The 26,809-nt window shown below is 66.1% G+C and carries 18 protein-coding genes; 10 read left to right on the top strand and 8 right to left on the bottom strand.

Annotation, left to right across the window (positions count from 1 at the left end):
- Positions 1-112: 112 nt before the first annotated feature.
- Positions 113-7,627, bottom strand: a complete 7,515-nt coding sequence (locus tag JEY66_RS45020; RefSeq protein ID WP_026191981.1) for a beta strand repeat-containing protein — start codon at positions 7,625-7,627, stop codon at positions 113-115.
- 476 nt (positions 7,628-8,103) lie between these two features.
- On the opposite strand from JEY66_RS45020, the gene JEY66_RS02245 reads away from it, so the two are divergent.
- Positions 8,104-8,850: a thermonuclease family protein gene (locus tag JEY66_RS02245; RefSeq protein WP_016848457.1), complete on the top strand. Its 747-nt coding sequence runs from the start codon at positions 8,104-8,106 to the stop codon at positions 8,848-8,850.
- A gap of 70 nt (positions 8,851-8,920) precedes the next feature.
- A complete protein-coding gene (locus JEY66_RS02240; RefSeq protein ID WP_018269161.1) occupies positions 8,921-10,414 on the top strand; it encodes a M48 family metalloprotease in 1,494 nt (497 codons plus the stop codon).
- A 173-nt stretch (positions 10,415-10,587) separates the two neighbouring features.
- Here JEY66_RS02240 and JEY66_RS02235 read toward each other — a convergent pair whose 3' ends face one another.
- Positions 10,588-10,989, bottom strand: coding sequence for a c-type cytochrome (locus tag JEY66_RS02235; RefSeq protein WP_016848459.1), 402 nt, complete (start codon positions 10,987-10,989; stop codon positions 10,588-10,590).
- A 192-nt stretch (positions 10,990-11,181) separates the two neighbouring features.
- Here JEY66_RS02235 and JEY66_RS02230 point away from each other — a divergent pair, with 192 nt between their 5' ends.
- On the top strand, positions 11,182-11,991 hold the full coding sequence (locus JEY66_RS02230) for a transporter (protein ID WP_016848460.1): 810 nt from the start codon (positions 11,182-11,184) through the stop codon (positions 11,989-11,991).
- 176 nt (positions 11,992-12,167) lie between these two features.
- Here JEY66_RS02230 and JEY66_RS02225 read toward each other — a convergent pair whose 3' ends face one another.
- Positions 12,168-13,457 carry an MFS transporter gene (locus JEY66_RS02225; RefSeq protein ID WP_016848461.1) on the bottom strand — a complete coding sequence of 430 codons (1,290 nt, stop codon included), beginning with the start codon at positions 13,455-13,457 and terminating at the stop codon, positions 12,168-12,170.
- A 246-nt stretch (positions 13,458-13,703) separates the two neighbouring features.
- Here JEY66_RS02225 and cyoA point away from each other — a divergent pair, with 246 nt between their 5' ends.
- From cyoA to JEY66_RS02190, 7 genes are all read left to right on the top strand, one after another.
- Positions 13,704-14,870, top strand: a complete 1,167-nt coding sequence (gene cyoA / locus JEY66_RS02220; RefSeq protein WP_026191983.1) for a ubiquinol oxidase subunit II — start codon at positions 13,704-13,706, stop codon at positions 14,868-14,870.
- 10 nt (positions 14,871-14,880) lie between these two features.
- Positions 14,881-16,884: a cytochrome o ubiquinol oxidase subunit I gene (gene cyoB / locus JEY66_RS02215; protein WP_018269162.1), complete on the top strand. Its 2,004-nt coding sequence runs from the start codon at positions 14,881-14,883 to the stop codon at positions 16,882-16,884.
- Positions 16,881-17,510 carry a cytochrome o ubiquinol oxidase subunit III gene (gene cyoC / locus JEY66_RS02210; protein ID WP_016842054.1) on the top strand — a complete coding sequence of 210 codons (630 nt, stop codon included), beginning with the start codon at positions 16,881-16,883 and terminating at the stop codon, positions 17,508-17,510. Before cyoB ends, cyoC begins: the two co-directional genes overlap by 4 nt.
- Positions 17,507-17,899, top strand: coding sequence for a cytochrome o ubiquinol oxidase subunit IV (cyoD, locus tag JEY66_RS02205; protein WP_016842053.1), 393 nt, complete (start codon positions 17,507-17,509; stop codon positions 17,897-17,899). Before cyoC ends, cyoD begins: the two co-directional genes overlap by 4 nt.
- 194 nt (positions 17,900-18,093) lie before the next feature.
- Complete coding sequence (locus JEY66_RS02200) at positions 18,094-18,900, top strand: SURF1 family protein (protein ID WP_016842052.1); 807 nt, start codon at positions 18,094-18,096, stop codon at positions 18,898-18,900.
- Positions 18,872-20,257: an ATP-binding protein gene (locus JEY66_RS02195; RefSeq protein ID WP_018269163.1), complete on the top strand. Its 1,386-nt coding sequence runs from the start codon at positions 18,872-18,874 to the stop codon at positions 20,255-20,257. The genes JEY66_RS02200 and JEY66_RS02195 overlap by 29 nt, the downstream gene beginning before the upstream one ends.
- Positions 20,247-20,783: a response regulator transcription factor gene (locus JEY66_RS02190; RefSeq protein WP_018269164.1), complete on the top strand. Its 537-nt coding sequence runs from the start codon at positions 20,247-20,249 to the stop codon at positions 20,781-20,783. Before JEY66_RS02195 ends, JEY66_RS02190 begins: the two co-directional genes overlap by 11 nt.
- Before the next feature lie 111 nt (positions 20,784-20,894).
- Here the strand turns inward: JEY66_RS02190 and JEY66_RS02185 are convergent, their stop codons facing one another.
- The 5 genes from JEY66_RS02185 to JEY66_RS02165 form a co-directional block, all read right to left on the bottom strand.
- Complete coding sequence (locus JEY66_RS02185; protein WP_129964792.1) at positions 20,895-21,107, bottom strand: hypothetical protein; 213 nt, start codon at positions 21,105-21,107, stop codon at positions 20,895-20,897.
- Between the two features lie 14 nt (positions 21,108-21,121).
- Complete coding sequence (locus tag JEY66_RS02180; protein WP_018269166.1) at positions 21,122-21,928, bottom strand: CarD family transcriptional regulator; 807 nt, start codon at positions 21,926-21,928, stop codon at positions 21,122-21,124.
- Between the two features lie 411 nt (positions 21,929-22,339).
- Entirely contained in the window at positions 22,340-22,678 is a 339-nt protein-coding gene (gene fdxA, locus JEY66_RS02175) for a ferredoxin FdxA (protein ID WP_016844914.1), read from the bottom strand.
- Positions 22,679-22,814: 136 nt separating this feature from the next.
- Positions 22,815-23,099 (bottom strand): RNA-binding S4 domain-containing protein, encoded by a 285-nt coding sequence (locus tag JEY66_RS02170; protein ID WP_016844915.1) that lies wholly within the window; start codon positions 23,097-23,099, stop codon positions 22,815-22,817.
- Between the two features lie 29 nt (positions 23,100-23,128).
- Complete coding sequence (locus JEY66_RS02165; protein WP_018269167.1) at positions 23,129-26,674, bottom strand: helicase-related protein; 3,546 nt, start codon at positions 26,672-26,674, stop codon at positions 23,129-23,131.
- Positions 26,675-26,809 lie beyond the last annotated feature (135 nt).

The following is a 26,809-nucleotide window of genomic DNA, read 5'->3' as shown; positions in this document are numbered from 1 at the left end:
CGAGGGCCGGATCATGCCGCATGGCCTGCACTGCAGCAAGCCGCGGCGGCAGCAATCTGTTTTCCGCTAAGCGGAATGAAGCGCCGCGCCGGAGCTTCCAGCCGCGCTGCGATCAGAGATGAAAGTCGGGAACGGTCTGATGGGGCGTTCCCGCCGGCAGGCCGAGGAACAGGTACTGCATGCCATAATGTCCGGCGAATGCCGCCGCCGTTGCATCCATGATGATGCGACCGCCCAGATCCAGATGCAATTCCGGCCGGGTAATGGCGCCGAGCGTGTAGGCCGGCACGATGGTCTCGTTGATATGCAGGGCGTCGAAGACGGCGGACACCGCCGAAAGCGAGGCCGCATTGCCGGCCAGGTCGACGACATCGGCGCCATTGGCGGCGAAGCCGGTCACCGCCAGCGAGCCGGCCCGATCCGTCGACGACACGATGTGATCGAATACCAGCTTCGAGGAATCGCCGAGCAGCGCCGTTGCCGCGGCGTCGTAGATTGCGGTGCCGCCATCGTTCAGCGTCAGGCTCGGCGTGCCGCCATTGACGTGCACCGCCTCGTTGAAGCCGACCGTCAGTTGCACCAGCGAACCCGGCGTCGCGACGCCACCGGAGGGCGTCGCCGTGATCCCGGTGAGATGAGGCGCCGTGGTGTCGAGGGTGAAGGTCAGGCTCGACGACGCGCCGACATTGCCGGCGGCGTCGACCTCCTGCACCGTGACGGAATGCACGCCGTCCGTTGTGAAGACCGGTGCCGCCGTCGAGAACCCCGACGCGCCGTCGGCCTTGTAGCGCAGCGTGTCGATCGCATCGAACTTGGTGTAATCGATCAGCGGATTGCTGGTGATGTGGTCGGCGCTGGAGACGCCGGTGTCCCGGTGCAGCATTAGCGTCGGTGCCGATGGCGCCTTGGTGTCGCCGGTGAAGCTGACCGCGTTGCTTGCTCCGCCGGCATTGCCGGCGATGTCGGTGTAGCTCGCCCCCGCAACCGAAATGTTAGCCGACAGATGGTCGGTGACATCGGCCGTAAAGGTCGCGGTGTAGATATCGTGGCCTGCGCCATTGACGCCGACATGGACGAGGCTGCCCAGCAGGCCGCCATGGACGGTGACGTCGCCGAGCCCGAAACCGGCGACCGCCTCGGAAAAGGTGAACGTCATCAGCGCGGCGTCGCCGGCGTGCAGCAGGGTGTGATCGGCCACCACCGATACCGTCGGCGGATGCGTATCGCCACCGATCGTCGCGGTATTGCTCGCCGCGCCGGTGTTGCCTGATACGTCGGCATAGCTCGCGGCGGTGACCCGGATCGAGCCCGCCACGACGTCGTTAATATCGGGCGTGAAGGTCGCGGTGTAGACGTCTTGGCCTGAACCATTGAGCCCGACATGGACCAGGTTGGTCACCGTGCCACCGGCAACGACGGTATCGCTGAGCGCAAAGCCCGCGACCGCTTCGGAGAAGGTGAAGGTGACAACCGAAGTCTGGCCCGAAAGCACTGTACTCGGGCTCGCGGCAACCGACACCGTCGGCGCCCTGGTATCGCCGGTGAAACTGATGGTGCCGCTCGCCGCGCCGGTATTGCCGGCAATATCGGTATAGCTCGAGGCGGTGACCTGCACCGAGCCCGCTTCAGTGTTGCTTTCATCCGGCGTGAAAACTGCCGTGTAGACGTCCTGGCCCGATGCGTTGACGCCGACATGGACCAGATTGCCCAACGCCCCGCCATGCACGGTGACGTCATCGAGCGCGAAGCTCGCGATTTGTTCGGAGAAAGTGAACGTCACCAGCGCGGTCTGGCCCGCCAGCAGCGCGTTACGATCCGCCGCGATCGACACCGTCGGCGCCAGCGTATCGCCGCCGATCGTCGCGGTGTTGCTTGCCGCGCCGGCGTTGCCGGCCACATCGCTGTAACCGGACGCATTCACCTTCACCGAGCCGGTCTCGGTGTCGCTGACATCGGGCGTGAAGGTCGCGGTGTAGACGTCCTGCCCAGCGCCATTGAGCCCGACATGCACGAGATTGCTCAGCGCGCCGCCATGGACGGTGATGTCGCCAAGGGCGAAGCCCGAGACGGCCTCCGAGAAGGTGAAGGTCGCGACCGAAAGGTCGCCGGCCAGCACCGTGTCGGGATTGAGCGTGACGGAGACCGTCGGCGCCAGCGTGTCACCGGTGAAGTTGATGACGTTGCCGGCGGCGCCGGCATTGCCGGCCGTATCGCCATAGCTCGATGCATTGACCTGCACCGAGCCAGCCTCGGCATTGGTGACGTCGGGCGTGAAGGTCGCGGTGTAGATGTCCTGGCCGGCGCCGTTGACGCCGACATGGACAAAGCTGCCCAGCGCGCCGCCGCTGACGCTGACGTCGCCGAGCGCGAAGCCCACGACCGCCTCGGAAAAGGTGAAGGTCACGACCGCGGTCTGACCGGCGAGCAGCGTGCCATGGTCAGCTGAGACCGACACGGTCGGCGCCTTGGTGTCGCCGGTGAAGCTGATCGTGTTGCTCGACGAGCCGGAATTGCCGGCCGTATCGCTATAGCTCGATGCATTGACCTGCACCGAGCCAGCCTCGGCATTGGTCACGTCGGGCGTGAAGGTCGCGGTGTAGACGTCATGGCCGGCGCCATCGACGCCGACATGGGTGAGATTGCCGAGCGCACCGCCCTGGACGGTGACATCCCCCAATCCAAAGCCGCCGACGGCCTCGGAGAAGGTGAACGTGACAACCGCGCTATCGCCGGCAACCAGCGTGGTGTGATCGGCTGCAACCGCCACCGTCGGCGCCTTGGTATCGCCGGTGAAGCTGATCGCGCTGCTTGCCGCGCCGGCGTTTCCGGCGCTGTCGGTATAGCTCGATGCGTTGACCTGCACCGAGCCAGCCTCGGCATTGGCCACGTCGGGCGTGAAGGTCGCCGTGTAGATGTCCTGGTGCGCGGCGTTGACGCCGACATGCACGAGGTTGCTCAGCGCGCCGCCGCTCACCGTCGTGTCCGTCAGCGCGAAGCCGGTGACCGCCTCGGAGAAGGTGAAGGTGACGGTCGAAGTCTGCCCGGCCAGCAGCGCGGTCGAGCTCGCCGCAACCGACACGGTCGGCGCGATCGCGTCGATCACGAGATGCAGGTCGGTCGCCGCATGGGTCACGTCGGCGTCCTGGCCGCCGGGATCCCTGATCGTGCCGCCGTTGAGCGAGAGGCTCTGCACCTGCAGATCGGACGTGCTGTCGCCGTCCTGCACCGTGTAGCTGAACACCAGCGCCTGCGAGCCGCTGCCGCTGAGATAGGTCGCGGCCTTGCCGTCGTTGAGCAGCAGTTCGGGCGCGCCGGTCACGCTCACCGTGTTGCTGAAGTTGACGGTGATAATCACGACCTTGCCGGCGTTCAGGATCGTGAGGTGATCGGTGGTGTCGGCCGTGATCGAGGCGATGCTTGCCTGCGACCGGATTTCCAGATGCGGCGTCGCCGAGCCATCGGAACCAAGAAGCAGCGAGCCGGCCGAGGCGCCGGCGCCAAAACTCAGGTTCAGCGAGGCGAGCGTCGCGCCGCTGCCGCTCTTCACCAGCAAGACGCCGTTCGCATAGGACAGCGTCGCCGCGGCGTCATAGCCGATGTTGCCGAAGTCGAGAGTATCGCCGCCGGCAAAGCCGGTGATCGACGTGCTGAACGAGGTGCCGGAGAATGCCGCGGCATCGAGCACGAGCTTCTCGGTGCTGCCGTCGGTGAAGGCGATCGCGCCGGTTCCCGCCGCGCCGTTCGCCGCCAGCTCGAGGATCGAGCCCTTGATGACGGTGCCGCCCGAATAGGTGTTGTGCGCGGACAGCACCAGCCGGCCGCCGCCGGTCACCTCGACATCACCAGGCGTCGCGCCATCGGAGATGACGCCGCTCTGGGTGACGGTCTCGCCGGCGGCGACATTGAAGACCGGATCGCCGGCGACGGTGATGTTGCGGGTCTGCGTGAAGCCATCGGTGAAGCTGATGCCGGTGCCGTCGCCGAGCTTCAGGACGCTGGTGACCGCGCCGAGATTGACATTGGCGGAGATCGATACCCTCGTGCCGGTGCCGCTGACCGTGGTGTTACCGGTGTAAGTATTGTTGCCACCGAGGATGACGGTGCCGCCGCCGCTAATGACGAGGCCGCCGACACCGGCATTCGCACCCGTGCCGCCATTGCCGCTCTGGTCCGCGATGTCGTTGGCGACAGTCAGCGTCTGGCCGCTGCCAGGCGTGAAGCTGAGATTGCTGTTGCCCTGGATGAAGATGCCGGAGCCGATGCCCGAGCCGCTGGCCTGGCCGCTCCCGTTGGTGCCGCCCTTGACGGCGTTGAAGCCAGAATCGTTTGAAAGCGAGCCGCCCTTGATGGTCAGCGAGCCGCCCTGCTGAACGAAGACCGTGCCGCCCGCACCAAGCCCGCCGCCGCCGCCCGGCGCGCCGTTGCCGTTGGTGCCGCCATTGCCGGCGCCGAACCCGCCCATGGCCCCGATGCCGCCGCCGCCGCCGAAGCCACCATTGCCGCCGTAGCCACCGCCGCCGCCGAAGCCGCCATTGCCGCCCGCGCCGCCGCCGCCGCCGTAACCGCCGTTGCCGCCGTCCAGCGAGTTTCCACCGCCGATGCCGCCGCCCGCCCCGTTCGCGCGGGAGCTGAGGCCGACGTATCCCCCGGCGGCGCCGCCACCGCCATTGGCGCCGCCGATGCCGCCCGCGTCGTAGTTATGAATGTACCCGTCCATGTACGGGTAGTCGTATCCGTAGCTGCCGCGGCCGGCCGAGGCCGCGCCGAGCACAATGCCGCCAGCGCCGTTGGAAAATGCGTCATTGTCCGGGGCTCGCGCGCCAAGGCCAATGCCGCCGCCGCCGCTGCTTCCGCCGCGGCCGCCCATCCCGCCACCACCGCCGAGACCGTAGATGTTGGCGAGACTTCCACTCCCGCCGGGACCGCCGTTGCCGCCGATGGCCGCGCTGTTGTGGAAGGTGACATTGTCGATCGTCGCGCTGCCGTTCGACGAGATGAACAGCCCGCCGCCAAGCCCGGCGCCGCCGCCACCGCCGCCACGGCTGACGCCACCGCCCACCGCCACCGTGTTCTGGATGGTCAGGTTCTCGAGGTTGACGTTGCCGGCATAGACGAAGAAGCCGCGTTGCGCGTTGAGGCCGTCGATCGTGTGCGTGCCGCCGTGGCCGTCGCTGCCGTTGATCGTCACGCTCGATCCGCTCAAGAGGTTGAACGCGTACAGCTCCGACGTCAGGCTGAAGTCGGCGGTGATGTTGATGGTGTAGTTGGCATTCTGGGCTGCGTTCTGCCCGCCGGAATCCATCTGCGTGATGGCGGCATTGAGCTCGGCGACGCTGGAAACGTTGAAGATCCGCGTCGAGACGATCTGCACGACCGTGCCGCCGTTCGCATCCTGCGTGAGCTGGAAGCGGGTGCCGCCGTCGAGCCCGGTCACGGTCAGCGTGTCGGTCGTGGTGCCGTTCGAGATCGAGAGCGTGTTGCCGGACAGGCTGACCGTGTTGAGCGAGGGGTTCTGGGTGTTATACGCCAACCCGGTCAGATCGATCTTCTGGCCGGGATTGAAGTTCGAGATCGTGTTGGTGAAGGCGTTGCCGTTCAGCGCGGCGTTGTCGATCTTCAGCGTGCCGGCAAGGCCGGTGCTGAAGGAGATGTTGCCGGTGCCGGCGGCGCCATAGGTCGTGAGCCAGGCGGTGCCCGAATAGATCGTCGTGCCGCCATAGGTGTTGGCATGGCTGAGCACGAAGGTGCCGCCGCCGTCGATGCCGAGATTGCCGCCACCGCTGATCAGGCCAGTGTCCGTGACGGTCGCGCTGGTCCCGACCGCAACAACGGAATTGCCACCTACGACGATGGCGTCATCAAAAATTCCGCCGGTCGTCAATCCGAGGTGCCCGCCGCTCAGGTTGAGCGTCCCGGTCAGCCTCGCGAGCTGACCAAGGCCAAGCTGCAACGTGCCGGCGCCGGACAGCGTGAACGTTCCGGAGCCGCTGATCGAGCCGGTGTCGACGATCGTGCCGGAGGATATGTCGAAAGTGCCGCCAGCGGCGGTGACCTGGATATCGTGAGTGAAGGTGTAGCCGCCGGTCGTGGTCAGCGTGCCGCCGTTGAGGATCAGTGCACTGGCCGAACCGCCGATATTGTTGTCGGCCGTGATCGAGAGCGTGTTGCCGGCATCGATCTGCGTGCCGCCGACATAGCTGCTCGCACCCGTCAACGTCAGCGTACCGCCGCCGGAGACCTGCAGCTTTCCGCTCGCGCCGGTGCCGCTGATGGCCTTTTCATCCGCGATGGTGTCGGCGATGGTCAGCGTGGTGACGGTTTGCAAGCCCTGGAAGAGCGTGGAAACGGTGTGCGTCGGCGTGACGACCATCGTGCCCTGGATGAAGATGTCGCCATAGGCCGAGCCGTTGCCGGCACCGTTGGCGCCGGTGCCGCCGGTCTCGGTTGCATCCATCAAGGTGCCGCCGATGACGGTCAGCTTGCCGCCTTGCTGAACGAAGATGTCGCCGCCGGCGCCGAGGCCGCCGCCACCGCCGCCGGCGAGCGAGCCGCTGCCGGCGCCGAATCCGCCGGTGCCGGGCGTGCCGTTCGAACCGCCGCCACCGCCGCCGAAGCCGCCATTGCCGCCGGTATGCGCGTATCCGCTGCCGTTGCCGGAGCCGCCGCCACCGCCGGCGAAACCACCGTTGCCGCCGCCATAAATGCCGCCGCCGCCACCGCCGCCCACGCCGCCGGCGCCGCCGAAGCCGATCAGGGTGCCCGAGGGGCCGCCGCCCACCGAGTTGGCGCCGCCGATGCCGCCGCCGCCGCCACCGACACCGCCGCCACCACCGCCGCCACTCGCGCCACCGCCGGCATGTGCGCCGTAGCCTGAGCCGCCGTAATTGTCGGCGCCCTGTCCGCCGCCCGCCGCACCTTCTATCGTCGCCGGCGTGCCACCCGCGGTCTGCGCCCCGGTCGAGGGATGCTGGCTGTCGGAGCCCGCCTCGCTGTAACCGCTGCCGCCATTGCCGTGGTAGCCGTAATAGTCCTGGCCGCCGAAGCCGCCGCCGCCACCACCACCGCCATTGCCGCTGCCGCCGTCAGCACCGATGCCGCCGCCTCCACCGCCACCGCCGGCTGGATCGACCGTGCCGCCATTGCCGCCCTTGGCGGTATTGCTGCCGAAGTTGACGTTGTTCAGCGTGACGTCGGCGTTCTGTCCGACGAACAGGCCGCCGCCCAGACCCGCGCCGCCGCCGCCACCGCCGACCCCGCCATTGCCGCCGCTTGCCACCGCATTGATGATGGTCAGGTTCTTGAACGTCACCTTGCCCGCGACGACGACGAAGCCTTGATGGCCGCGCGCGTCGATGACGTCGCTGTAGTCCTGTCCGCCGAGCTGGTTGTTGTAGTCGGTGTTGCCGTCGAAGGTGAGCGTCGAGCCGTTCATCAGATTGATGGCCGGCAGATCGTCGAGCAGCTGCAATGTGCGGGCGCTGCCGGAGGTCGAGAAGTTGATGACGTAGTCGGTGTTGGCCGACGCTAGTCCGCCGCCGACGCTGATCGCCGAGATCGCGTTGTAGAGCTGGAGATAATCGTGGAGCGGATCGCTGGTCGTCAGCGTCAGAACAACGGGATTCGACACAAGGACCTCGGCAATATGCGTGAGCGACCGCGACGGGTCGCTGTTTCAAAAAATTGCCGAATAGTTACCTTGTGCCGCAAGTCATTGGCAATAATGACGAATTCTCATTCCGTGCACGGAGTTGAGATGCTGAATGGGTAAGGTTGACGCGTGTGAGGGCCGCTCGACGCACGATCGGACGGCAATTTTCGTCACGACAGGGGCGCTGAAGACGGGTTCGTCCCGCGACAGGCACGCATTGATGTGGAACACGAATTTCGCCTGTGCACGCGATGAGAAGCGCTGCAGAAAAATTGACTACCGAATCAACGATGCATCCCTGATGCGATCTCGCTTCGCTTGTGGTGGCTCCGAAGCGATCTTTCCGTCAGACTGTCCTTGTTGGCGACCACGCTCCGAACGGAGCGCGCCGGAGTGACGAGTGCCGCATGACGCCTCCACGCGATAGAGCATGGCGTCGCCGTCCGCGGGCGGTGATGATGACAGCATGCGCCCTTGCGACCGGCACGTGCATCGGACGCGCCGAAGCGACTGGCTGCAATTTCGAGATTCAGGGCGAGGGTCGCGTCGCAGCTGTCGTTGATACGCGCAGCCTTCGGCTCGACGACGGCCGCGAGGTCAAGCTCGCCGGTATCGAGGTGGCCGACAAGACGAAAGCCACGGCAGCGCTGACGGCGCTTTTGGTCGGCCGCGAGGTGACGCTGCGCGGACAGGACGACACGCCGGACCGCTACGGCCGGCAGCCGGCCTACGCATTCCTCGAAGGCAGCGAAAAGCCCGTGCAAAGCGAGCTGCTGCGCCAGGGTCTCGCGCTGGCGTCATCCGAAGTCGCCGACAAGGACTGCGCCACGGCGCTGATGGCGGCCGAGGCCGAGGCCAGGGCCGCCCGATCGGGAACCTGGGCCGAGGCCACCGTCATAAAAAACGCCGAAAGTCCGGACGATATTTTGGCCGGGATCGGGCGCTTTACGGTGGTCGAGGGCAGGGTTTTGTCCGTGCGTCAGGCCGGGGCGACGACCTACCTGAATTTCGGCCGAAACTGGACACGGGACTTTGCTGTGACTATTTCAAGGCGCATAGTCCCTGCGTTCGAGGCGGCCGGGCTTGCGCCCAAGTCTCTGGAAAATCGTAAGATTCGTGTACGAGGCTGGGTGGAAGCACGACGTGGGCCGCGAATCGAACTGCTCCGGGTGGGGCAGCTTGAAGTGCTCGGCGGGAACTAGGCCCAAGGGACTCAAGAAACCCAAGGGCCCTGCCCCGGTCTTTTTACGGGACAATTTGTGAGTTTTTGACGTGATTGAGCGCGCAGGACGGCGTGAAAAGGGGACTGGCCGCCGCCTTTCGGCTGCGCCGGCGCTCGTTTGCGCCGCCCTGACGCTATCGGCCTGCGGCAATATCGGCCGGTTCGAGCAGGCCACGCCGACGGCAGCGGCGGCGCCGGTGAAGCCGAACCGCGTGGTGCAGCAGACGCCCACGAGCGAGCGCGAGCATGAGCGCATCCTGTCGTCCTATGGCGGCGCCTATGACGACCCGAAGCTCGAGGCCCTGATCAGCAAGACCGTGGAGCGGCTGGTCGCCGCCTCCGAACGGCCCGACCAGGCCTACAAGGTCACGATTCTCAATTCCGGCGCGGTCAACGCCTTCGCGCTGCCGACCGGCCAGCTCTATGTCACGCGCGGCCTGATTGCGCTCGCCAGCGACACCTCCGAGCTCTCCTCGGTGCTGAGCCACGAGATGGCGCATGTGCTGGCCAAGCACGCGGCGATGCGCGAGGACCAGGCCCGCCAGGCGGCGGTGGTGACGCGCGTCGTCACCGACATGAGCACCGATCCCGATCTCACCGCGCTGGCGCTCGCCAAGACCAAGCTGACGATGGCGAGCTTCTCGCGCCAGCAGGAGTTCGAGGCCGACGGCATCGGCGTCGGGATCGCCGCGCGCGCACATTTCGATCCCTACGGCGCGGCGCGCTTCCTGACCGCGATGGAGCGCAATGCCGCGCTCAAGATCGGCAAGACCGCGCTCGATCCGCGCGCGCAGGACTTCACCTCGTCGCATCCGGCGACGCCCGAGCGCATCAACAACGCGCAGACCACCGCACGGCAATACTCGTCGCCCGAGAGCAACGAGCGCGACCGCGAGACCTATCTCGCCGCGATCGACAACATCGTCTATGGCGAGGATCCCAGCGAAGGCTTCGTGCGCGGCCGCCGCTTCCTGCATCCCAAGCTCGGCTTCACCTTCACCGCGCCCGACAATTTCACGCTCGACAACACCGCGCAAGCGGTGATCGGCGTGCGCGAGGGCGGCAGCCAGGCGATGCGCTTCGACGTGGTGCGGGTGCCGGCCGAGCAGTCGCTCGGCGACTACCTGAATTCGGGCTGGATGGAAGGCGTCGAGAAGTCCTCGACCGAGGACCTCAACATCAACGGCTTTCCGGCGGCGTCGGCCACCGCACATGGCGACCAGTGGCAGTTCAAGGTCTACGCGCTGCGCTTCGGCAGCGACGTCTACCGCTTCATCTTCGCCGCCAAGCAGAAGTCCACCGAGAGCGAGCGCAACGCGCGCGAGACCGTCAATTCGTTCCGCCGCCTGACGCTCGACGAGATCCAGGCCGCGCGGCCGCTGCGCATCAAGGTCATCAACGTGCAGCCCGGCGACACCGTGGAATCGCTGTCGCACCGCATGTCCGGCGTCGATCACCCGGCCGAGCGCTTCCGCGTGCTCAACGGTCTCGACGCCCATGCCCAGGTGAAGCCGCGCGACCGCGTCAAGATCGTGGTGGATTGAGGCTGCGAGGCGTCGCGCTCGCGCCTCACTACCGCTGTCGTCCCGGCGAAGGCCGGGACCTATAACCACAGCTATCGATTGATTGAAAAAAGCTGGGGCCACAGCGCGCCCTAACAACATATTCCAGTGATCATGGGTCCCTGCTTCCCCAGGGACGACGTGGAGAGAGCGCTCTACTTCGCCTTCTCCTTGAGGAAGGCGATGATGTCGGCGCGGTCCTTCGGATCCTGAACCTCGTAGAACATCTTGGTGCCGGGAACCATGGCGTCCGGACCGGTGAGCCATTTGTCGAGATTCTCCTCGGTCCACACGATCTTCGAATTCTTCAGCGCGTCCGAGTAATTGTAGCCCGCGACGGAGCCGGCAAGCCGGCCCACCACGCCCCTGTGCATCGGGCCGACGTCGTTCTTCTCGATCGAATGGCAATCGCCGCAGCCCTGGTACAGCGTGGCGCCGCGCGCCGCATCTCCCGCGGCACGGGCGCTGTTCACGGCGAGCAGAATCGCGATCGCCGCCATCGCGGCAATTTTGGCTTGCCGCGGCGCCAGCACGCCTGCGATCGAACGAATGGTCATTCCCGGGGCTCTCCTGTTTGCCACCACAACAGGAGCAGCCATGCTGCCATTCTATTCCCTGAAATGCCGTGCGCTTCGCGCGGCCGGCGACTGACGAAGATTTTTGAGCCAGCCGGGAATTTCCCCGCGCGCCGCCGATCTCTATCGAAGCTGCCACCTCCGCAGCGGCGCCGGGCTATTGGAGCATCCCCAGTGTTTCAGAATCGGTTCGGCGCCGTCGCTCGACTTGCCGAACTCGGGTGCGTGCTTGCTGCGCTCACGCTCGCAGCAGCCACCGCCGCGCGCGCGGACGGCTGTCCCAAGCCGGGCGACGAAATCGCGACCGACCGGCCCGACGTCACCAATTCGAGTATCGTCGTGCCGGTCGGGAGCCTGCAGAACGAGAACGGCATCAACCTGACCGGCCGCAGCAGTGGTCGCAGCATCGACGGTAGCAACAGCCGCTGGCGGCTTGGGATTGCGCCCTGCCTCGAAGTGCTGGTCGACCTGCCGAGCTATGTCAGCACTGTGAAGTCGCCCGGCGCCTCGGGCTTTTCCGACGTCGCGCCGGGGATCAAATGGCAGATCAGCCCGCTGCCGGGGAAGCTCGACCTCTCGATCACGGCCGGCGTCGCGCTGCCGACGGGCGCAGCCGAAATCGCCGGGCGCGGCGCGCAGCCCTATGTCCAATTGCCGTGGTCATGGGAGCTCCATGACGGCTGGGGCGTCAGCGGCATGTTCACCGAATTCTTCCGCCCTGCCGAACTGACCGGCCGGCACATGTCGGAGGCGACCTTCGTGATCGAGAAGAAGCTGACCGAGCGGATCAGCGTGTTCACCGAATATGTCGGCGACTATCCCGACGGCGCGCGGCCGACCCAGCTCATCAACTCCGGCGGCCTGTACCGGATCACGCCGACCCAGCAGGTCGACTTCCATGTCGCGTTCGGACTCAACCGCAACTCGCCGAACACCATCGTCGGCCTGGGCTATTCGTTCCGCGTCGACGGGCTGTTTCGCTGAGGATGGAGATGGGTATCGGGCACCATCCGCGAGGCCTATCCACCTCCCCTTGAAAAGGGGAGGTCGCTTTGCTCGCCAGAGCAAAGCGGGTGGGGATCTTGTCTCTCCACACACGCCTGCGCGTGCGGCAGACCCCCATCCCGACCTTCCCCCTTTTCAGGGGGAAGGAGAAGAGTTCAAGCCTCCGCTTCGCGCAATCCGCTTAGCCACAGCGCCAGCAGCGTCCACACCGCGCCCGACAGAAGGTAGGCGCCCGCCGAGATCAGGCCGAAATGCGTCGCCAGCAGCAGCGCCGCGAGCGGCGCGAAGCCGGCGCCGAACAGCCAGGCGAAATCCGAGGTCAGTGCCGAGGCCGTGTAGCGATAGTTGCGCGCGAAGCTCGAGGCGATCGCGCCCGATGACTGGCCGAACGACAGGCCGAGCAGCACGAAGCCGAGCACCATATAGACGGTCTCGCCGAACGCGCCGGCGTCGAGCAGCTGCGGCGCGAAGCCGCTATACACCGCGATCGCGACCGCAGAGCCCAGCAGCAGCGGCTTGCGCCCGACGCGGTCGGCGATCATGCCGGAGGCGACGATCGCGAAGACGCCGACCATCGCGCCGATCATCTCGATGATCAGGAAGCGCACCGGGCTTTCCTTGGTAAACAGGAACACCCAGGACAGCGGAAACACCGTGACCATGTGGAACAGCGCAAAACTCGCCAGCGGCGCGAAAGCGCCGAGCAGGATGTTGCGGCCCTCCTGCGCGACGGTCTCGCCGACCCGTGCCGGCTCGAGATCGCGGCTTTCGAACAGCTCGGAATATTCATCCGTCGCCACCATGCGCAGCCGCGCGAACAGCGCCACCACGTTGATGGCGAAGGCGACGAAGAACGGATAGCGCCAGCCCCAGTCGAAGAAATCATCCGCCGAGAGGTTGCCGGCGAAGAAGGCGAACAGCGCGCTGGCCACGATCAGCCCGAGCGGCGCGCCGAGCTGCGGCACCATCGCGTACCAGCCGCGGCGATGCGCCGGCGAATTCATCGCGAGCAGCGAGGCAAGACCGTCCCAGGCGCCGCCCCAGGCGATGCCCTGCAGCACGCGCGCGGCGGCCAGCAGCCAGATCGCCGCGACGCCGATCGTGTCGTAGCCGGGCAGGAAGGCGAGCGCGACCGTGGCGGTGCCGAGCAGGAACAGCGCGATGACGAGCTTGGCGCCCTTGCCGTGGCGGCGGTCGACCGCCATGAAGATCACGGTGCCGAGCGGCCGCGCGGCGAAGGCCAGCGCGAAGATGCCGAACGAATAGAGCGTGCCGGTCAGTTCATTGACGAACGGAAACACCAGCTTCGGAAACACGATGACCGAGGCGATCGCATAGACGAAGAAGTCGAAGAATTCCGACGTGCGTCCGATGATGACGCCGATGGCGATATCGCCGGGTTTCGCCTGCGCGTGACCTGATGCGGTCGGGGTGCCGTGAGCCATTGCTGGGGCTTGTGCCATCGCCGGAGAACCGTCCTTTGGAGCATGATCCGGGAAAGCGGAAACCGGTTTTCCGAATCGATCATGCTCAAGCAAGAGATGAGGCCACGGGCGGAATTTGCCACGCGGTCCACCTCACCTTCTGATCTCTCATCCCGCAGTGCAACATTGGACAAATTGTCCAATGTGAACTTTGCTGCATCGCAGCTACCCCTTGGCGGAACTCATAAAATTCCAGTGGGGTGAGCCGTGCGCGCCTTGAAATTATTGGCCTTATTGCCGTTCGCGGCGCTCCTTGGCGGGTGCGATTTCGTCGTCCTGGCCCCTGCCGGCGACATCGCCGCGCAGCAGCGCGACCTCGTCGTCATCTCGACCGTCCTGATGCTCATCATCGTGCTTCCGGTGATGGCGCTGACCGTCTTCTTCGCCTGGCGCTACCGCCAGTCCAACGCCGCGGCCCCCTATGAGCCGGAGTGGGATCACTCCACCCAGCTCGAGCTCGTGATCTGGTCGGCGCCGCTGCTGATCATCATCTGCCTCGGCGCGCTGACCTGGATGGGCACGCATCTGCTCGATCCGTACCGCTCGCTCGGCCGCATCGCCGCCGACAAGCCGATCGAGAGCAAGGACGCCCCGCTCAATGTCGAGGTGGTCGCGCTCGACTGGAAGTGGCTGTTCATCTACCCGGACTATGGCGTCGCCGCCGTCAACGAGCTCGCGGCTCCGGTCGACCGCCCGATCCGCTTCCGCATCACGGCGTCCTCCGTGATGAACTCATTCTATATCCCCGCGCTCGCCGGCCAGATCTACGCGATGCCCGGCATGGAGACCAAGCTGCACGCGGTCGCCAACAAGGAAGGCACCTATCGCGGCTTCTCCGCCAATTACAGCGGCGCCGGCTTCTCCGGCATGCACTTCGACTTCAAGAGCCTGTCGGCAACGGATTTCGACAAGTGGATCGGCAGCGCCAAGGCGAGCAGCAACATGCTCGGCCGCACCGACTATCTGCAGCTCGAGCGTCCGAGCCAGAACGATCCGATCCGGCTCTACCGCTCGGTCGACCGCGATCTCTACAAGGCGATCCTCAACATGTGCGTCGAGCCCGGCAAGATGTGCATGAGCGAGATGATGGCGATTGACGCCAAGGGTGGCCTCGGCCGCGAAGGCTTCAACAACACGCTGCCGCTGACCTACGACAAATACGCCCGCCGCGGCGCGCCGCTCGGCTCCGAGCCGACCTTCGTCGCCGGCATCTGCTCGATGGACGAGATCAAGGACGCGCCGTCGCACGAGATCACCGCGCCGCTCGACCTGACGCCGCTGCGCGGCTTCGGGCTGAAGCGCCCGCCGTTCTCGCCCGCGCATCCGTCATCGACATCCCTGCTGCTCGGTCAGCGTCCGAAATCAGAGTCCTGAGGAGGACCGCATGAATCCCGATCTCGTCAAGATGATCTTCGGCCGCCTCAATCTGGAGGCGCTGCCGATCCATGAGCCGATCCTGGTCGGCACTTTCGCGGTGGTGGCAATCGGCGGCCTCGCGCTGTTCGCGATCGTCACCTACTTCTGGCTCTGGACCTATCTGTGGCGCGAGTGGTTCACCACCGTGGACCACAAGCGCATCGGCATCATGTACATGATCCTCGGCATCGTGATGCTGCTGCGCGGCTTCGCGGACGCGCTGATGATGCGGCTGCAGCAGGCGATCGCGTTTGGCGGCTCCGACGGCTATCTGCCCGCCCATCACTACGACCAGATCTTCACCGCGCACGGCGTGATCATGATCTTCTTCGTGGCGATGCCGCTGGTGACCGGCCTGATGAACTATGTTGTACCGCTGCAGATCGGCGCCCGCGACGTCTCGTTCCCGTTCCTCAACAATTTCAGCTTCTGGATGACGGTCGGCGGCGCCGTGCTGGTGATGATGTCGCTGTTCGTCGGCGAATTCGCCCGCACCGGCTGGCTCGCCTACCCGCCGCTGTCGAATATCGGCTACAGTCCTGATGTCGGCGTCGACTATTACATATGGGGACTACAGGTCGCCGGCGTCGGCACGACGCTATCGGGCATCAACCTGATCTGCACCATCGTCAAGCTGCGCGCGCCGGGCATGACGATGATGAAGATGCCGGTGTTCACCTGGACCTCGCTCTGCACCAACGTCCTGATCGTCGCCTCCTTCCCGGTGCTGACGGCGGTGCTGGCGCTGCTGTCGCTCGACCGTTACGTCGGCACCAACTTCTTCACGAACGACTTCGGCGGCAACCCGATGATGTACGTGAACCTGATCTGGATCTGGGGCCACCCCGAGGTCTACATCCTGGTGCTGCCGGCGTTCGGCATCTTCTCCGAGGTGACCGCGACGTTCTCCGGCAAGCGATTGTTCGGCTACACCTCGATGGTCTACGCCACCGTCGTCATCACCATCCTGTCCTACCTGGTCTGGCTGCATCACTTCTTCACGATGGGCTCCGGCGCCAGCGTGAACTCGTTCTTCGGCATCACCACGATGATCATCTCGATCCCGACCGGCGCGAAGATGTTCAACTGGCTGTTCACGATGTATCGCGGCCGCATCCGCTTCGAGCTGCCGATGATGTGGACGGTGGCATTCATGCTGACCTTCGTGATCGGCGGCATGACCGGCGTGCTGCTGGCGGTGCCGCCGGCCGATTTCGTGCTGCATAACAGCCTGTTCCTGATCGCGCATTTCCACAACGTGATCATCGGCGGCGTGCTGTTCGGCCTGTTCGCCGGCATCAACTACTGGTTCCCGAAAGCGTTCGGCTTCAGGCTCGATCCGTTCTGGGGCAAGCTGTCGTTCTGGTTCTGGGTCTCGGGCTTCTACTTCGCCTTCATGCCGCTCTACGTGCTCGGCCTGATGGGCGTGACCCGAAGGCTCCGCGTGTTTGACGATCCGTCCTTGCAGATCTGGTTCATCATCGCGGGCTTCGGCGCCTTCCTGATCCTGCTCGGCATCGTCGCGATGCTGGTGCAGTTCGCGGTCAGCATTCTGCGCCGCGAGCAGCTGAAGGACACCACCGGCGATCCCTGGAACGCGCGGACGCTGGAATGGGCGACCTCCTCGCCGCCGCCGGACTACAACTTCGCGTTCACGCCCGTGGTCTACGACAACGACGCCTGGTGGGACATGAAGCGCCGCGGCTACAGGCGCCCGCTGACCGGCTTCAAGCCGATCCACATGCCTTCCAACACCGGCACCGGCATCATCCTCGCCGGACTTGCGACGGTGATGGGGTTCGGCCTGATCTGGTACATCTGGTGGCTCGCCGCCGTCAGCTTCGTTGCGCTGCTCGCGGTCGCGATCGGCCACACCTTCAACTATCACCGCGACTTCCACATCCCGGCGGATGAGGTGGTGCGGACTGAAGACGCGCGGACACGCGTGCTTGCCGCGGGAGCCCGGACATGAGCGTTGCAATCATAACCACACAGGACTCCGAGCCGGTCTTCCACGTCATCGACGAGCATGATCATCCGGAAGGCGCCAGCACCATGCTGGGCTTCTGGATCTACCTGATGAGCGATTGCCTCATCTTCGCGATGCTGTTTGCGACCTATGGCGTGCTCGGCGGCAACTATGCCGCTGGCCCATCGCCGAAGGATCTGTTCGACCTCAAGCTGGTCGCGCTCAACACGACGATGCTGCTGCTCTCCTCGATCACCTATGGCTTTGCCATGCTGACGATGGAGAAATCGAGGATCAGGGCGACCCAGCTCTGGCTCGCCATCACCGGGCTGTTCGGCCTCGCCTTCCTCGGCATCGAGCTCACCGAGTTCGCGCACATGATCCACGAGGGCGCGACGCCCCAGCGCAGCGCCTTCCTGTCGTCGTTCTTCACGCTGGTCGGCACCCACGGCCTGCACGTCACTTTCGGCCTCGTCTGGCTGGTGACGCTGATGGTTCAGACCGCGCGCTTCGGCCTCACCGAAGCCAACCGGCGCCGTCTGATGTGCCTCTCGATGTTCTGGCACTTCCTCGACGTGGTCTGGATCGGCGTCTTCACCTTCGTCTATCTCCTGGGAATGCTGCGATGACAAAAGAAGCTCACGCTCTCGAAGCCAACGCCGGCGGGCACGGCCACGACGCTCACGGCGGGGCATCCCATGGCTCGCTGCAGAGTTATCTGATCGGCTTCGGTCTCTCCGTCGTCCTCACCGCGGTGCCGTTCTGGCTGGTGATGACCGGTGCCGTCGCCGACAAGCAGGTCACCGCGCTGATCGTGCTGGTGCTCGCCGCGGTGCAGATCGTCGTGCACATGGTGTACTTCCTGCACATGAACACGCGGTCCGAGAACGGCTGGACCATGATGGCGATGATCTTCACCGTGGTCATGGTGGTGATCGCGCTGACCGGCTCGCTGTGGGTCATGCACCACCTCAACATCAACATGATGCCGGTGCACGACATGAGCCAGATGCCGTGACGATGCGGGGTGCCGTAGGCCCCTCTTCACCTCTCCCACTTGCGGGGGAGGTCGACGCGCGTAGCGCGGCGGGTGGGGGCTGTCTCCATTCCGAACGGTCCGACTCGCGGCGACACCCCCACCCCAACCCTCCCCCGCAAGCGGGGGAGGGAGCGCAGTCCCGACGCGGCCGCAACTTTACTCTCCGTCGCTATGTGCTGCTCACGCTCGGCATGCTGGGCGTGGTGCTGCTGGGCGCGCTCGGCGTCTGGCAGGTCGAACGCAGGAGCTGGAAGCTGGCGCTGATCGAGCGGGTCGAGCAGCGCATGCATGCGGCGCCGGTCGCGCCGCCGCCCCCATCGTCATGGCCGTCCGTCACGGGCGCGAGCGATGAATACCGCCGCGTCACCGTACGCGGCACGTTCCTCAACGCCGATGAAACGCTGGTGCAGGCCGTCACGGCCGAGGGCCCCGGCTTCTGGGTACTGACCCCGCTGCAAGCGGACGACGGAACCACCGTGCTGGTCAACCGCGGTTTTGTTTCCCCTGACAGGCGCGATCCCGCGACGCGGCGCGATGGCGAGCCGCAGGGCGCTGTCAGCGTCACCGGACTGCTGCGGATGTCGGAACCGAAGGGCGGCTTCCTGCGCAGCAACGACGCTTCGGCCGGCCGCTGGTATTCCCGCGACGTCGCCGCGATCGCCGCCGTGCACGGATTGTCGCACGTGGCCCCCTTCTTCATCGACGCCGATGCGACGCCAAATCCGGGCGGCTACCCAATCGGCGGGCTCACAATCGTGCGGTTTCCGAACAACCACCTGATTTACGCGCTGACATGGTTCGCACTGGCCCTTATGCTGGCGGGCGCGCTCCTGCGCGTCATCAGCGGAAGGAGCCGCGCCGGCGCCTCCGATCCAAGGTGGGACTCACGACGCGCCGCCGTGCGCCGCCTGATCGGCGCAGCCCGCAATCTGTCTCGCGACACAGGCCCAGATGCTCGAGCGCACATCGGATCTGCATGACGACAAGGCCGCGACCGGCACGGCGGTGATGCCGTCCGCGGCGGGCGCGGCCGCCGGCATGCCGTTCGATCTCGCAGCGCCCGCCGACATCGCGACCAATCGCAAGAACATGGCCCTCTTGGTCCAGCTGCGCTGGATCGCCGTGATCGGCCAGATCGCCACCATCGGCTTCGTGCAGTTCTGGATGGGCGTCGCACTGCCGCTGCTGCCCTTGGCGGCCGTGATCTCCGGGCTGGTGGCACTCAATGTCGTCAGCCTGCTGTGGCTGCGCTACCGCGCCGACATCAACAACCGCGAGCTGCTGGTCGCGCTGGCGCTCGACGTGGCGGCGCTGACCGCACTGCTCTATCTCAGCGGCGGCGCCACCAACCCCTTCACCTCGCTCTATCTGCTGCAGGTGACACTTGGCGCGGTGCTGCTCGATGCGCCCTCGACCTGGTCGCTGGTGGCGCTGGTGTGCATGAACTTCGCCTGGCTGACCAGCTATTACCGGCCGCTGGAGCTGCCGCTGCATGGCTTCGCCGATGCCTTCAACCTCTATATCGCCGGCACCTTCATCGGCCTCGTGCTCGACGCCGTGCTGCTCGTGGTGTTCATGACCCGGATCAACCGCAATCTGCGCGATCGCGACCTGCGCCTCGCGGCGCTGCGCCAGCACGCCGCCGAGCAGGATCACATCGTCCGGATCGGCCTCCTGGCCTCCGGCGCCGCGCATGAGCTCGGCACGCCGCTCGCCTCGCTCTCGGTCATCCTGGGCGACTGGCGCCGGATGCCCGCGCTCGCCTCCGACCCTGAAATGTCGCAAGACCTCGGCGAGATGGAGATCTCGGTGCAGCGCTGCAAGTCGATCGTCACGGGCATCCTGCTGTCGGCGGGCGAAGCCCGCGGCGAAGGCTCCTCGCCGACCACGGTCGCGGCGTTCCTGACCGCGCTGGTGGAAGAATGGCGGACGACGCGGCCGTCGGCCACGCTGTATTTCCGCAACGCCTTCGGCTCTGATCTTGCGATCGTATCCGACATCGCGCTCAAACAGGCGATCTTCAACGTGCTCGACAACGCCGCCGAGGTCTCGCGCGACTGGATCGAGCTGACCGCCGAGCGCAATGCCGACCGGCTGGTGCTGTCGGTGACCGATCGCGGCCCGGGCTTCTCGCGCGAGATGCTGGCGCATATCGGCAAGCCGTATCAATCGACCAAGGGCAGCCCCGGCAGCGGCCTCGGCCTGTTCCTGGTGGTCAACGTCGTGCGCAAGCTGGGCGGCGTGGTGGCGGCGCGCAACCGGCCGGACATCGGCGCCGCGGTCAGGCTCGAGCTGCCGCTCTCGACGCTCGCGATCGGAGACCATCTTGACGGATGAACGCCAGCTCCTGATCGTCGAGGACGATACGGGTTTCGCCCGCACACTGAAGCGCTCGTTCGAGCGCCGCGGCTATGATGTGGCGGTGTCGGCCTCGCTCGACGAGGTCCGCCAGCTGCTGGAGCAGCAGTCGCCCGGCTATGCGGTGGTCGACCTGAAGCTCGCCGGCGGTGCATCGGGCCTTGCCTGCGTCGAAGCGCTGCACGCGCATGACCCCGAGATGCTGATCGTCGTGCTGACCGGGTTCGCCAGCATCGCGACCGCGGTCGAGGCGATCAAGCTCGGCGCCTGCCACTATCTGGCCAAGCCGTCGAACACCGACGACATCGAGGCTGCGTTCCAGAAGGCCGCCGGCAACGCCGCCATCGAGCTCGGCGCGCGGCCGACCTCGATCAAGACGCTGGAATGGGAGCGCATCCACCAGACCCTGATCGAGACCGACTTCAACATCTCGGAAGCCGCCCGCCGCCTCGGCATGCACCGCCGCACCCTGGCGCGCAAGCTTGAGAAGCAGCGGGTGAAGTAACGCGGGCCCCGCTGGCACCCGTAGCCCGGATGGAGCGCAGCGCAATCCGGGACGGCTTCATCCGCGGTTGCAGCGACCCCTGATTTCGCTGCGCTCCATCCGGGCTACGGGCTACGGATCCGGCGCGCCGTTGCCGTTCGCCTCGCCGCCGATGTATAGCGGCGGCATGAGCAGTGCCGACAACCTCTTCCAGCCCAGCGCGGATGATGCCGACGACGCGACCATGATCGCGGCGGCGATCCGCTGCATCGCGTCGGCAGCAGAAGCCGCCCGCTCGGCGCCGAAACAAAAAGCCCGGTCTTGCGACCGGGCTTTTGTTTTCAATCCGTCGAACCCTTTCAGGCGGCTTCGTCCTCGACGGCAGTGTCGTCGCCATCGTTGTCGAGATCCTCACCGTCGGCATCGCCCTCGGCGTCGCCTTCAGCGGACTCGGCCTTGGCGCCGCGGCGCGGGCTCTTGGCGAGCTGGCCTTCGATCTCCTTGATCGCCTCGGTCTCGGTCGAGTGCTGCACGACCGCGATCTCGCGCGACAGACGGTCGAGCGCCGCTTCATAGAGCTGGCGTTCAGAGTAGGACTGCTCGGGCTGCGATTCCGAACGATAGAGATCGCGGACCACCTCGGCGATCGCGACGATGTCGCCCGAGTTGATCTTCGCTTCATATTCCTGGGCGCGGCGCGACCACATGGTGCGCTTGACGCGGGCGCGGCCCTTCAGCGTCTCCAGCGCCTTCTTGACCAGCGCCGGCTCCGACAGCTTGCGCATGCCGACATTGGCGACCTTCGCCGTCGGGACGCGCAGCGTCATCTTGTCTTTCATGAAATTGATCACGAACAGTTCGAGCTTGGCGCCCGCGATCTCCTGCTCCTCGATCGCCAGGATCTGGCCGACGCCGTGAGCGGGATAGACCACGAATTCGTTGGCCTTGAAGCCCTGGCGCTGGGTCACGACCTTCTTCTCTTCCGGGCGCGGCGCGGCGGCCGGCTTGGCGGCGGCCTTCGGAGCAGCGGCGGGGACGGCAGTCTTCGGGGCGGCCGGCTTCGGCGCAGCAGCCGTCTTGGTCGCGGCAGGCTTGGGGGCGACCTTGGGAGCAGCGGGCTTCGCAGCTGCCGCTTTCGCGGCAGTCTTGGCAGTCTTTTCTGGCATCACGCTTCTTTTGTTCTTTGAGGACTTTGCAGCCGCCGCCTTCTTGGCCCCCTTCACGGACGCCTTGGCACGGCCCTTGGTTGCGCTGCGAGCAACGACAGCGGCTTTTTTCGTCGTCTTTGAAGCACTCTTTTTACGCGTTTTCTGTGACACAGCCTGCGCGCGGAAACTGCCACGCCCCTGTTCGAGTTTGCGGGAACCTCGAAGCCACAAGGTACGCATGGCAGGGGGTTCTTGGCCTGTAATGTGTCAGATATAGCACATTTTCCGCAAAAATCAATGGTTTACGCCCGATTCCGGGCATAACAGGGGCCGTTCAGGTCATATGTCCGTCATTAGGGTTAAATCGGCGGCCGAACGGAGGGCCGCGGCGGACTGAAGCCCACCCTTACCGTGGTAATCCCTGGCGAATCAGTCGCCGCTGCCCGGATTCGGAGAAAAATACTTCTCGAACTTGCCTTCCTTGCCTTCCCACTCCTTGGCGTCCTCGGGCGAGTCCTTCTTCTGGGTGATGTTCGGCCAGCTCTTGGCGTAGTCGCGGTTGACCTCGAGCCACTTCTCCAGCCCCGGCTCGGTGTCCGGCTTGATGGCGTCCGCCGGGCATTCCGGCTCACACACGCCGCAATCGATGCATTCGTCGGGATGGATGACCAGCATGTTCTCGCCCTCGTAGAAGCAATCGACGGGGCAGACCTCGACGCAGTCGGTATATTTGCACTTGATGCAGGCTTCAGTGACGACGTAGGTCATCCAAAACTCCGGAACGATCGATTTTCTGGGGTTGCGTAGCGCAGGAATACCGGGGCCGCAAGGGAAGCGGCCCTCGAAAAACGCCAGTATTCTCACGCTCCTGCCACCCCAAATTGAGATAGCAAGCGCTAGATAACTACTCCTTACCGGCCTGCAAATTGCCGGCCTGCAAATCCTCGTACAGCACACGCGCCGAACTGGCATCGCCGCGCCGCTCGGCAAAGCCTGTTACCTTCAGCACGCGGACGCTGTTGTCGAGCGCGACGGTGACGACATCACCCGCCTTCACCGCATGGCCCGGCGATTTCTCGCGCGTGCCGTTGACGCGGACATGACCTGACGCGACGAGTTCAGCCGCGCTGGTGCGGGCCTTCACCAGGCGCGCGTGCCACAGCCATTTGTCGAGGCGCTGTCGATCCAAACTAGACCAAGCGTTAAACCAAGGGTGGACTATTCCTTCCGGCCGGCGAGCTGCTCTTTCAGGGCAGCGAGCTTGGCGAATGGCGAATTCGGATCGATCGGCCGGTCGCGCTCGCGCGGCGCGCTCGAGGCGTAAGGGCGATGCGACGGGCCGCCCTCGCGCTTGTCGCGGCCGCCCTTGCCGAAATCGCGGCCGCCGCGGTCACGATCGCCGCGCTCGCCCTTGCGATCGCCGCCGAACTTGTTGTCGCGGCGACGCTCATTGTCGCGATCGCGACCTTTGCCTTCGAAGCGCTCGCGGCGCTGGCCCTTGTCGTCCCTGTTGTCGCGCGCCTGCGCGCCCTCGGCGGGCGTCGCAGCCGGATCCGCGGGCGCACCCGGGCGCGGCGTGCGGAAATCCTGGTGACGGCGCGGACGGCGATGATGCTCGCGCTTGCTGTCGCCCTCACCGCCGCCTTCAGCAGCCTGCGCGCCCTCGGCGGGCTTGCCCTGATGACGGCCGCGGTTGCGATCATGGCCGCGATGATGCGGGCGGCGCTCGTCGGAACGGCCACCGGGACGCCAGACTTCGACCAGCTGCGGCTCGGCCGGCGTCTCCGCGGTGGCGGAAGCTGCTTCAGCCGGTGCTGCCTCGGCACCCGCGGTCTCCGCGGCCGCCTCAGTGGCGGTCTCGGACGGCGTCTCGGCAGTGGCTTCCGCGGCAGGCGCGGGCTCGGATGCCGCTTCCGCGGCGGGCGCCTCGGCAGCGGGCTCTTCGGCGACAGCGGCGGGCGCCGCGGCAACTTCTGCCTCCGGCTCGGGCTTGGTCTCGACGACGACCGGCGTCACTTCGCTGGGCACCACCTCGGCAAAGCCGACATCGGGCAGCAGCGCGGCCGACGGTGCGGGATCGCCGGACACCGGCTGATCCGTGGCAGCCTCCGGCGCATCGGCCACAACTTCGGCAGTGGCACCGGCAGTGGCCCCGACCGGCGCATCCACGGCGGCGTCGGACGTCGCCTCGACCGGCGGCGTCTCGGCGGCGACCGTCTCGGTGGTCCCGGCCACGGCCTCGGTGGTCTCGGCGACGGCCTCGCTAATCTCTGCCGGTGTGGCCTCAACGAGCTTCGGCGGCAGCGGCGGACGGCGGTCCATGCGGTAGCCGAGCGCGCGCAGGATCGAGGCAAAATCCTCGCCGGCGGAGCCGGTCAGCGAGGTCATCGCCTGCGTCACGACAAAGCCGCGGCCATCGAACGCACCGGCGGGCTTCTCGCCCGGCGAGGTCTCGCGCCAGGCGAGCGCCGGGCGGATCAGGTCGGCGAGCCGCTCCAGGATGTCGACGCGCACCGCGCGCTCGCCGCACTGGCGATAGCCGAGCACGCGATAGGCATCGCGGGCGAGCTGCTTGTCGACCGGGAACGAGGTGCGGCCGCTACTCGCCAGATGCTGCACATTCGACAACGCAGCCATGTCGACATTGCTCTGCTTCTCGGCCCACAGCAGCGAGGCCAGCGAGCGCGCCGCGGGCTTCAGCAGCTGCGGGAAATAGATGTGGTAGGCGCCGAACCGCACGCCGTATTTGCGCAAGGCCGCGCGCGAGGGCTGGTCGAGATCCTTCATCTCGGCCGCGATCTTGCTGCGCTCCAGCACGCCGAGCGCCTCGACCAGTTGGAAGGCGATGCCGCGGGCGATGCCCTGCAGGTCCTCGGCCTTGGCCAGTTCGAACAGCGGCCCGAGCAGTTTTTCGATATGCGTCTTGAGCCAGAGATCGAGCCGGGTCTGCACCGCTTCGCGCGAGGCGCCGGTCAGCCGCTCGTCGGAGATGATGCGCAGCCGCGGATGCAGCGCGTCGTCGGCGGCCACCAGCTTGGCGACCGCATCGCCGGTCCAGCGGATGGTGCCGTCGGAGGTCAGCACGAACTGCTCGTCGGGGGCGGCGCCCAGTTTCTCGGCGCGCGCATCGATCTCGCGCGCCAGCACCTGCTGGGCGGCGGCTTGCAGCGCCTTGGCGTCGCTGCCGGCCTCGGCCGCATCAGGTGCGAAGGTGAAACCATCGAGCCGGCCGATCACGTGGCCTTCCACGATCACTTCACCGGTCTTGCCAATTTCCGTATTCAAAACTGAGTTCTCCCGCAGGCGGCGCATCAATACACTGGTCCGCCTGTCAACGAAACGCTCCGTGAGCCGTTCATGCAGCGCATCGGATAATTTATTTTCGAGCTCGCGCGTGATCCCCTGCCAGTGGTCCGGGTCGTAAAGCCAGTCCGGCCGGTTGGCAACAAAGGTCCAGGTCCTGATCTGCGCGATCCGGCCCGATAGCGTGTCGATATCGCCATCGGTCCGGTTGGCCTGGTCGACCTGGGCGGCAAACCATGCGTCAGGGATACGCCCCTTTTGCATCAGGAAGCCATACAGCGTGGTCACGAGTTCGGCATGGGCGGCCGGCGACAGCTTTCGGTAGTCCGGAACCTGGCAGGCCTCCCACAGCCGCTCGACCGCTTTAGCCCCATGCGCCAATTCGCGCACCTCGGCGTCGCGCGCAACATGCTCGAGCACACGCAGATCCTCGGCCACCGGGGCCCGCGTCAGTGCCTCATGATTGGGCGTCAGCGCCAGCGACACCTGCAACGCGCCGAGCGAGGCGAAGTCCAACTTCGCGTTGCGCCATTGCAGCACCTTGACGGCGTCGAAGGTGTGGTTCTGCAGCGCGTTGACGAGCTCCGGCTCGAACGGCGCGCAGCGCCCGGTGGTGCCGAAGGTGCCGTTGCGCGTCGCGCGGCCGGCGCGGCCCGCGATCTGCGCGAATTCGGCCGGCGTCAGGCGGCGGAACTGATAGCCGTCATACTTGCGGTCGGAGGCAAAGGCGACGTGATCGACGTCGAGATTGAGCCCCATGCCGACCGCATCGGTGGCGACAAGGTAATCGACGTCGCCGTTCTGGAACATCGCGACCTGCGCATTGCGCGTGCGTGGCGACAGCGAGCCGAGCACCACGGCCGCGCCGCCATGCTGGCGGCGGATCAATTCTGCGATCGCGTAGACCTCGTCCGCCGAGAACGCGACAATTGCTGTTCTGCGCGGCTGCCGCGTGATCTTGCGGTCGCCGGCGAATTCAAGCTGCGACAACCTCGGCCGCGTGATGATCGAGGCGCCCGGCAGCAGCCGCTCGATCATCGGCCGCATCGTCGCCGCGCCCAGCAGCAGCGTCTCGTCGCGGCCGCGGCGATTGAGGATGCGATCGGTGAACACATGGCCGCGCTCGAGATCGGCGGCGATCTGGATCTCGTCGACCGCGAGGAAGGACACATCGAGATCGCGCGGCATCGCTTCCACGGTCGAGACCCAGAAGCGCGGCGCCTTCGGCTTGATCTTCTCCTCGCCGGTGACCAGCGCGACATTGTCGACGCCGGCGCGATCCGCGATCTTGTTGTAGACCTCGCGCGCGAGCAGCCGCAGCGGCAGGCCGATCAAGCCCGACGAATGCGCCAGCATGCGCTCGATAGCGAGATGCGTCTTGCCGGTGTTGGTCGGCCCGAGCACCGCGGTGACGCCTGCACCGGGCACGCGGTCATTTCCGAACGAAGTTGAGAAAGCCATGTTTTGCAGATGTTTCTTGAATTTGTTGGCTGGATACTCGATCCCGTCATCCCCGGTACAACGGCGAATTCGCCGTTGTACCTGCGAGGAGCGCGTCAGCGCGTCTCGAAGGATGCACGGCCGAGATCGATCCGT

The organism is Bradyrhizobium elkanii USDA 76 (assembly GCF_023278185.1).
Taxonomy (GTDB): Bacteria; Pseudomonadota; Alphaproteobacteria; order Rhizobiales; family Xanthobacteraceae; genus Bradyrhizobium; species Bradyrhizobium elkanii.
This window is presented reverse-complemented; position numbering and strand designations above follow the sequence as displayed.

Coding starts and splice junctions, on each gene's coding strand:
- JEY66_RS02245 (WP_016848457.1), top strand. CDS start 8,104: ATGATGACAGCATGCGCCCTTGCGACCGGCACGTGCATCGGACGCGCC.
- JEY66_RS02235 (WP_016848459.1), bottom strand. CDS start 10,989: ATGACCATTCGTTCGATCGCAGGCGTGCTGGCGCCGCGGCAAGCCAAA.
- JEY66_RS02225 (WP_016848461.1), bottom strand. CDS start 13,457: ATGGCTCACGGCACCCCGACCGCATCAGGTCACGCGCAGGCGAAACCC.
- cyoB (WP_018269162.1), top strand. CDS start 14,881: ATGAATCCCGATCTCGTCAAGATGATCTTCGGCCGCCTCAATCTGGAG.
- cyoC (WP_016842054.1), top strand. CDS start 16,881: ATGAGCGTTGCAATCATAACCACACAGGACTCCGAGCCGGTCTTCCAC.
- cyoD (WP_016842053.1), top strand. CDS start 17,507: ATGACAAAAGAAGCTCACGCTCTCGAAGCCAACGCCGGCGGGCACGGC.
- JEY66_RS02195 (WP_018269163.1), top strand. CDS start 18,872: ATGCTCGAGCGCACATCGGATCTGCATGACGACAAGGCCGCGACCGGC.
- JEY66_RS02180 (WP_018269166.1), bottom strand. CDS start 21,928: ATGCCAGAAAAGACTGCCAAGACTGCCGCGAAAGCGGCAGCTGCGAAG.
- fdxA (WP_016844914.1), bottom strand. CDS start 22,678: ATGACCTACGTCGTCACTGAAGCCTGCATCAAGTGCAAATATACCGAC.
- JEY66_RS02165 (WP_018269167.1), bottom strand. CDS start 26,674: ATGGCTTTCTCAACTTCGTTCGGAAATGACCGCGTGCCCGGTGCAGGC.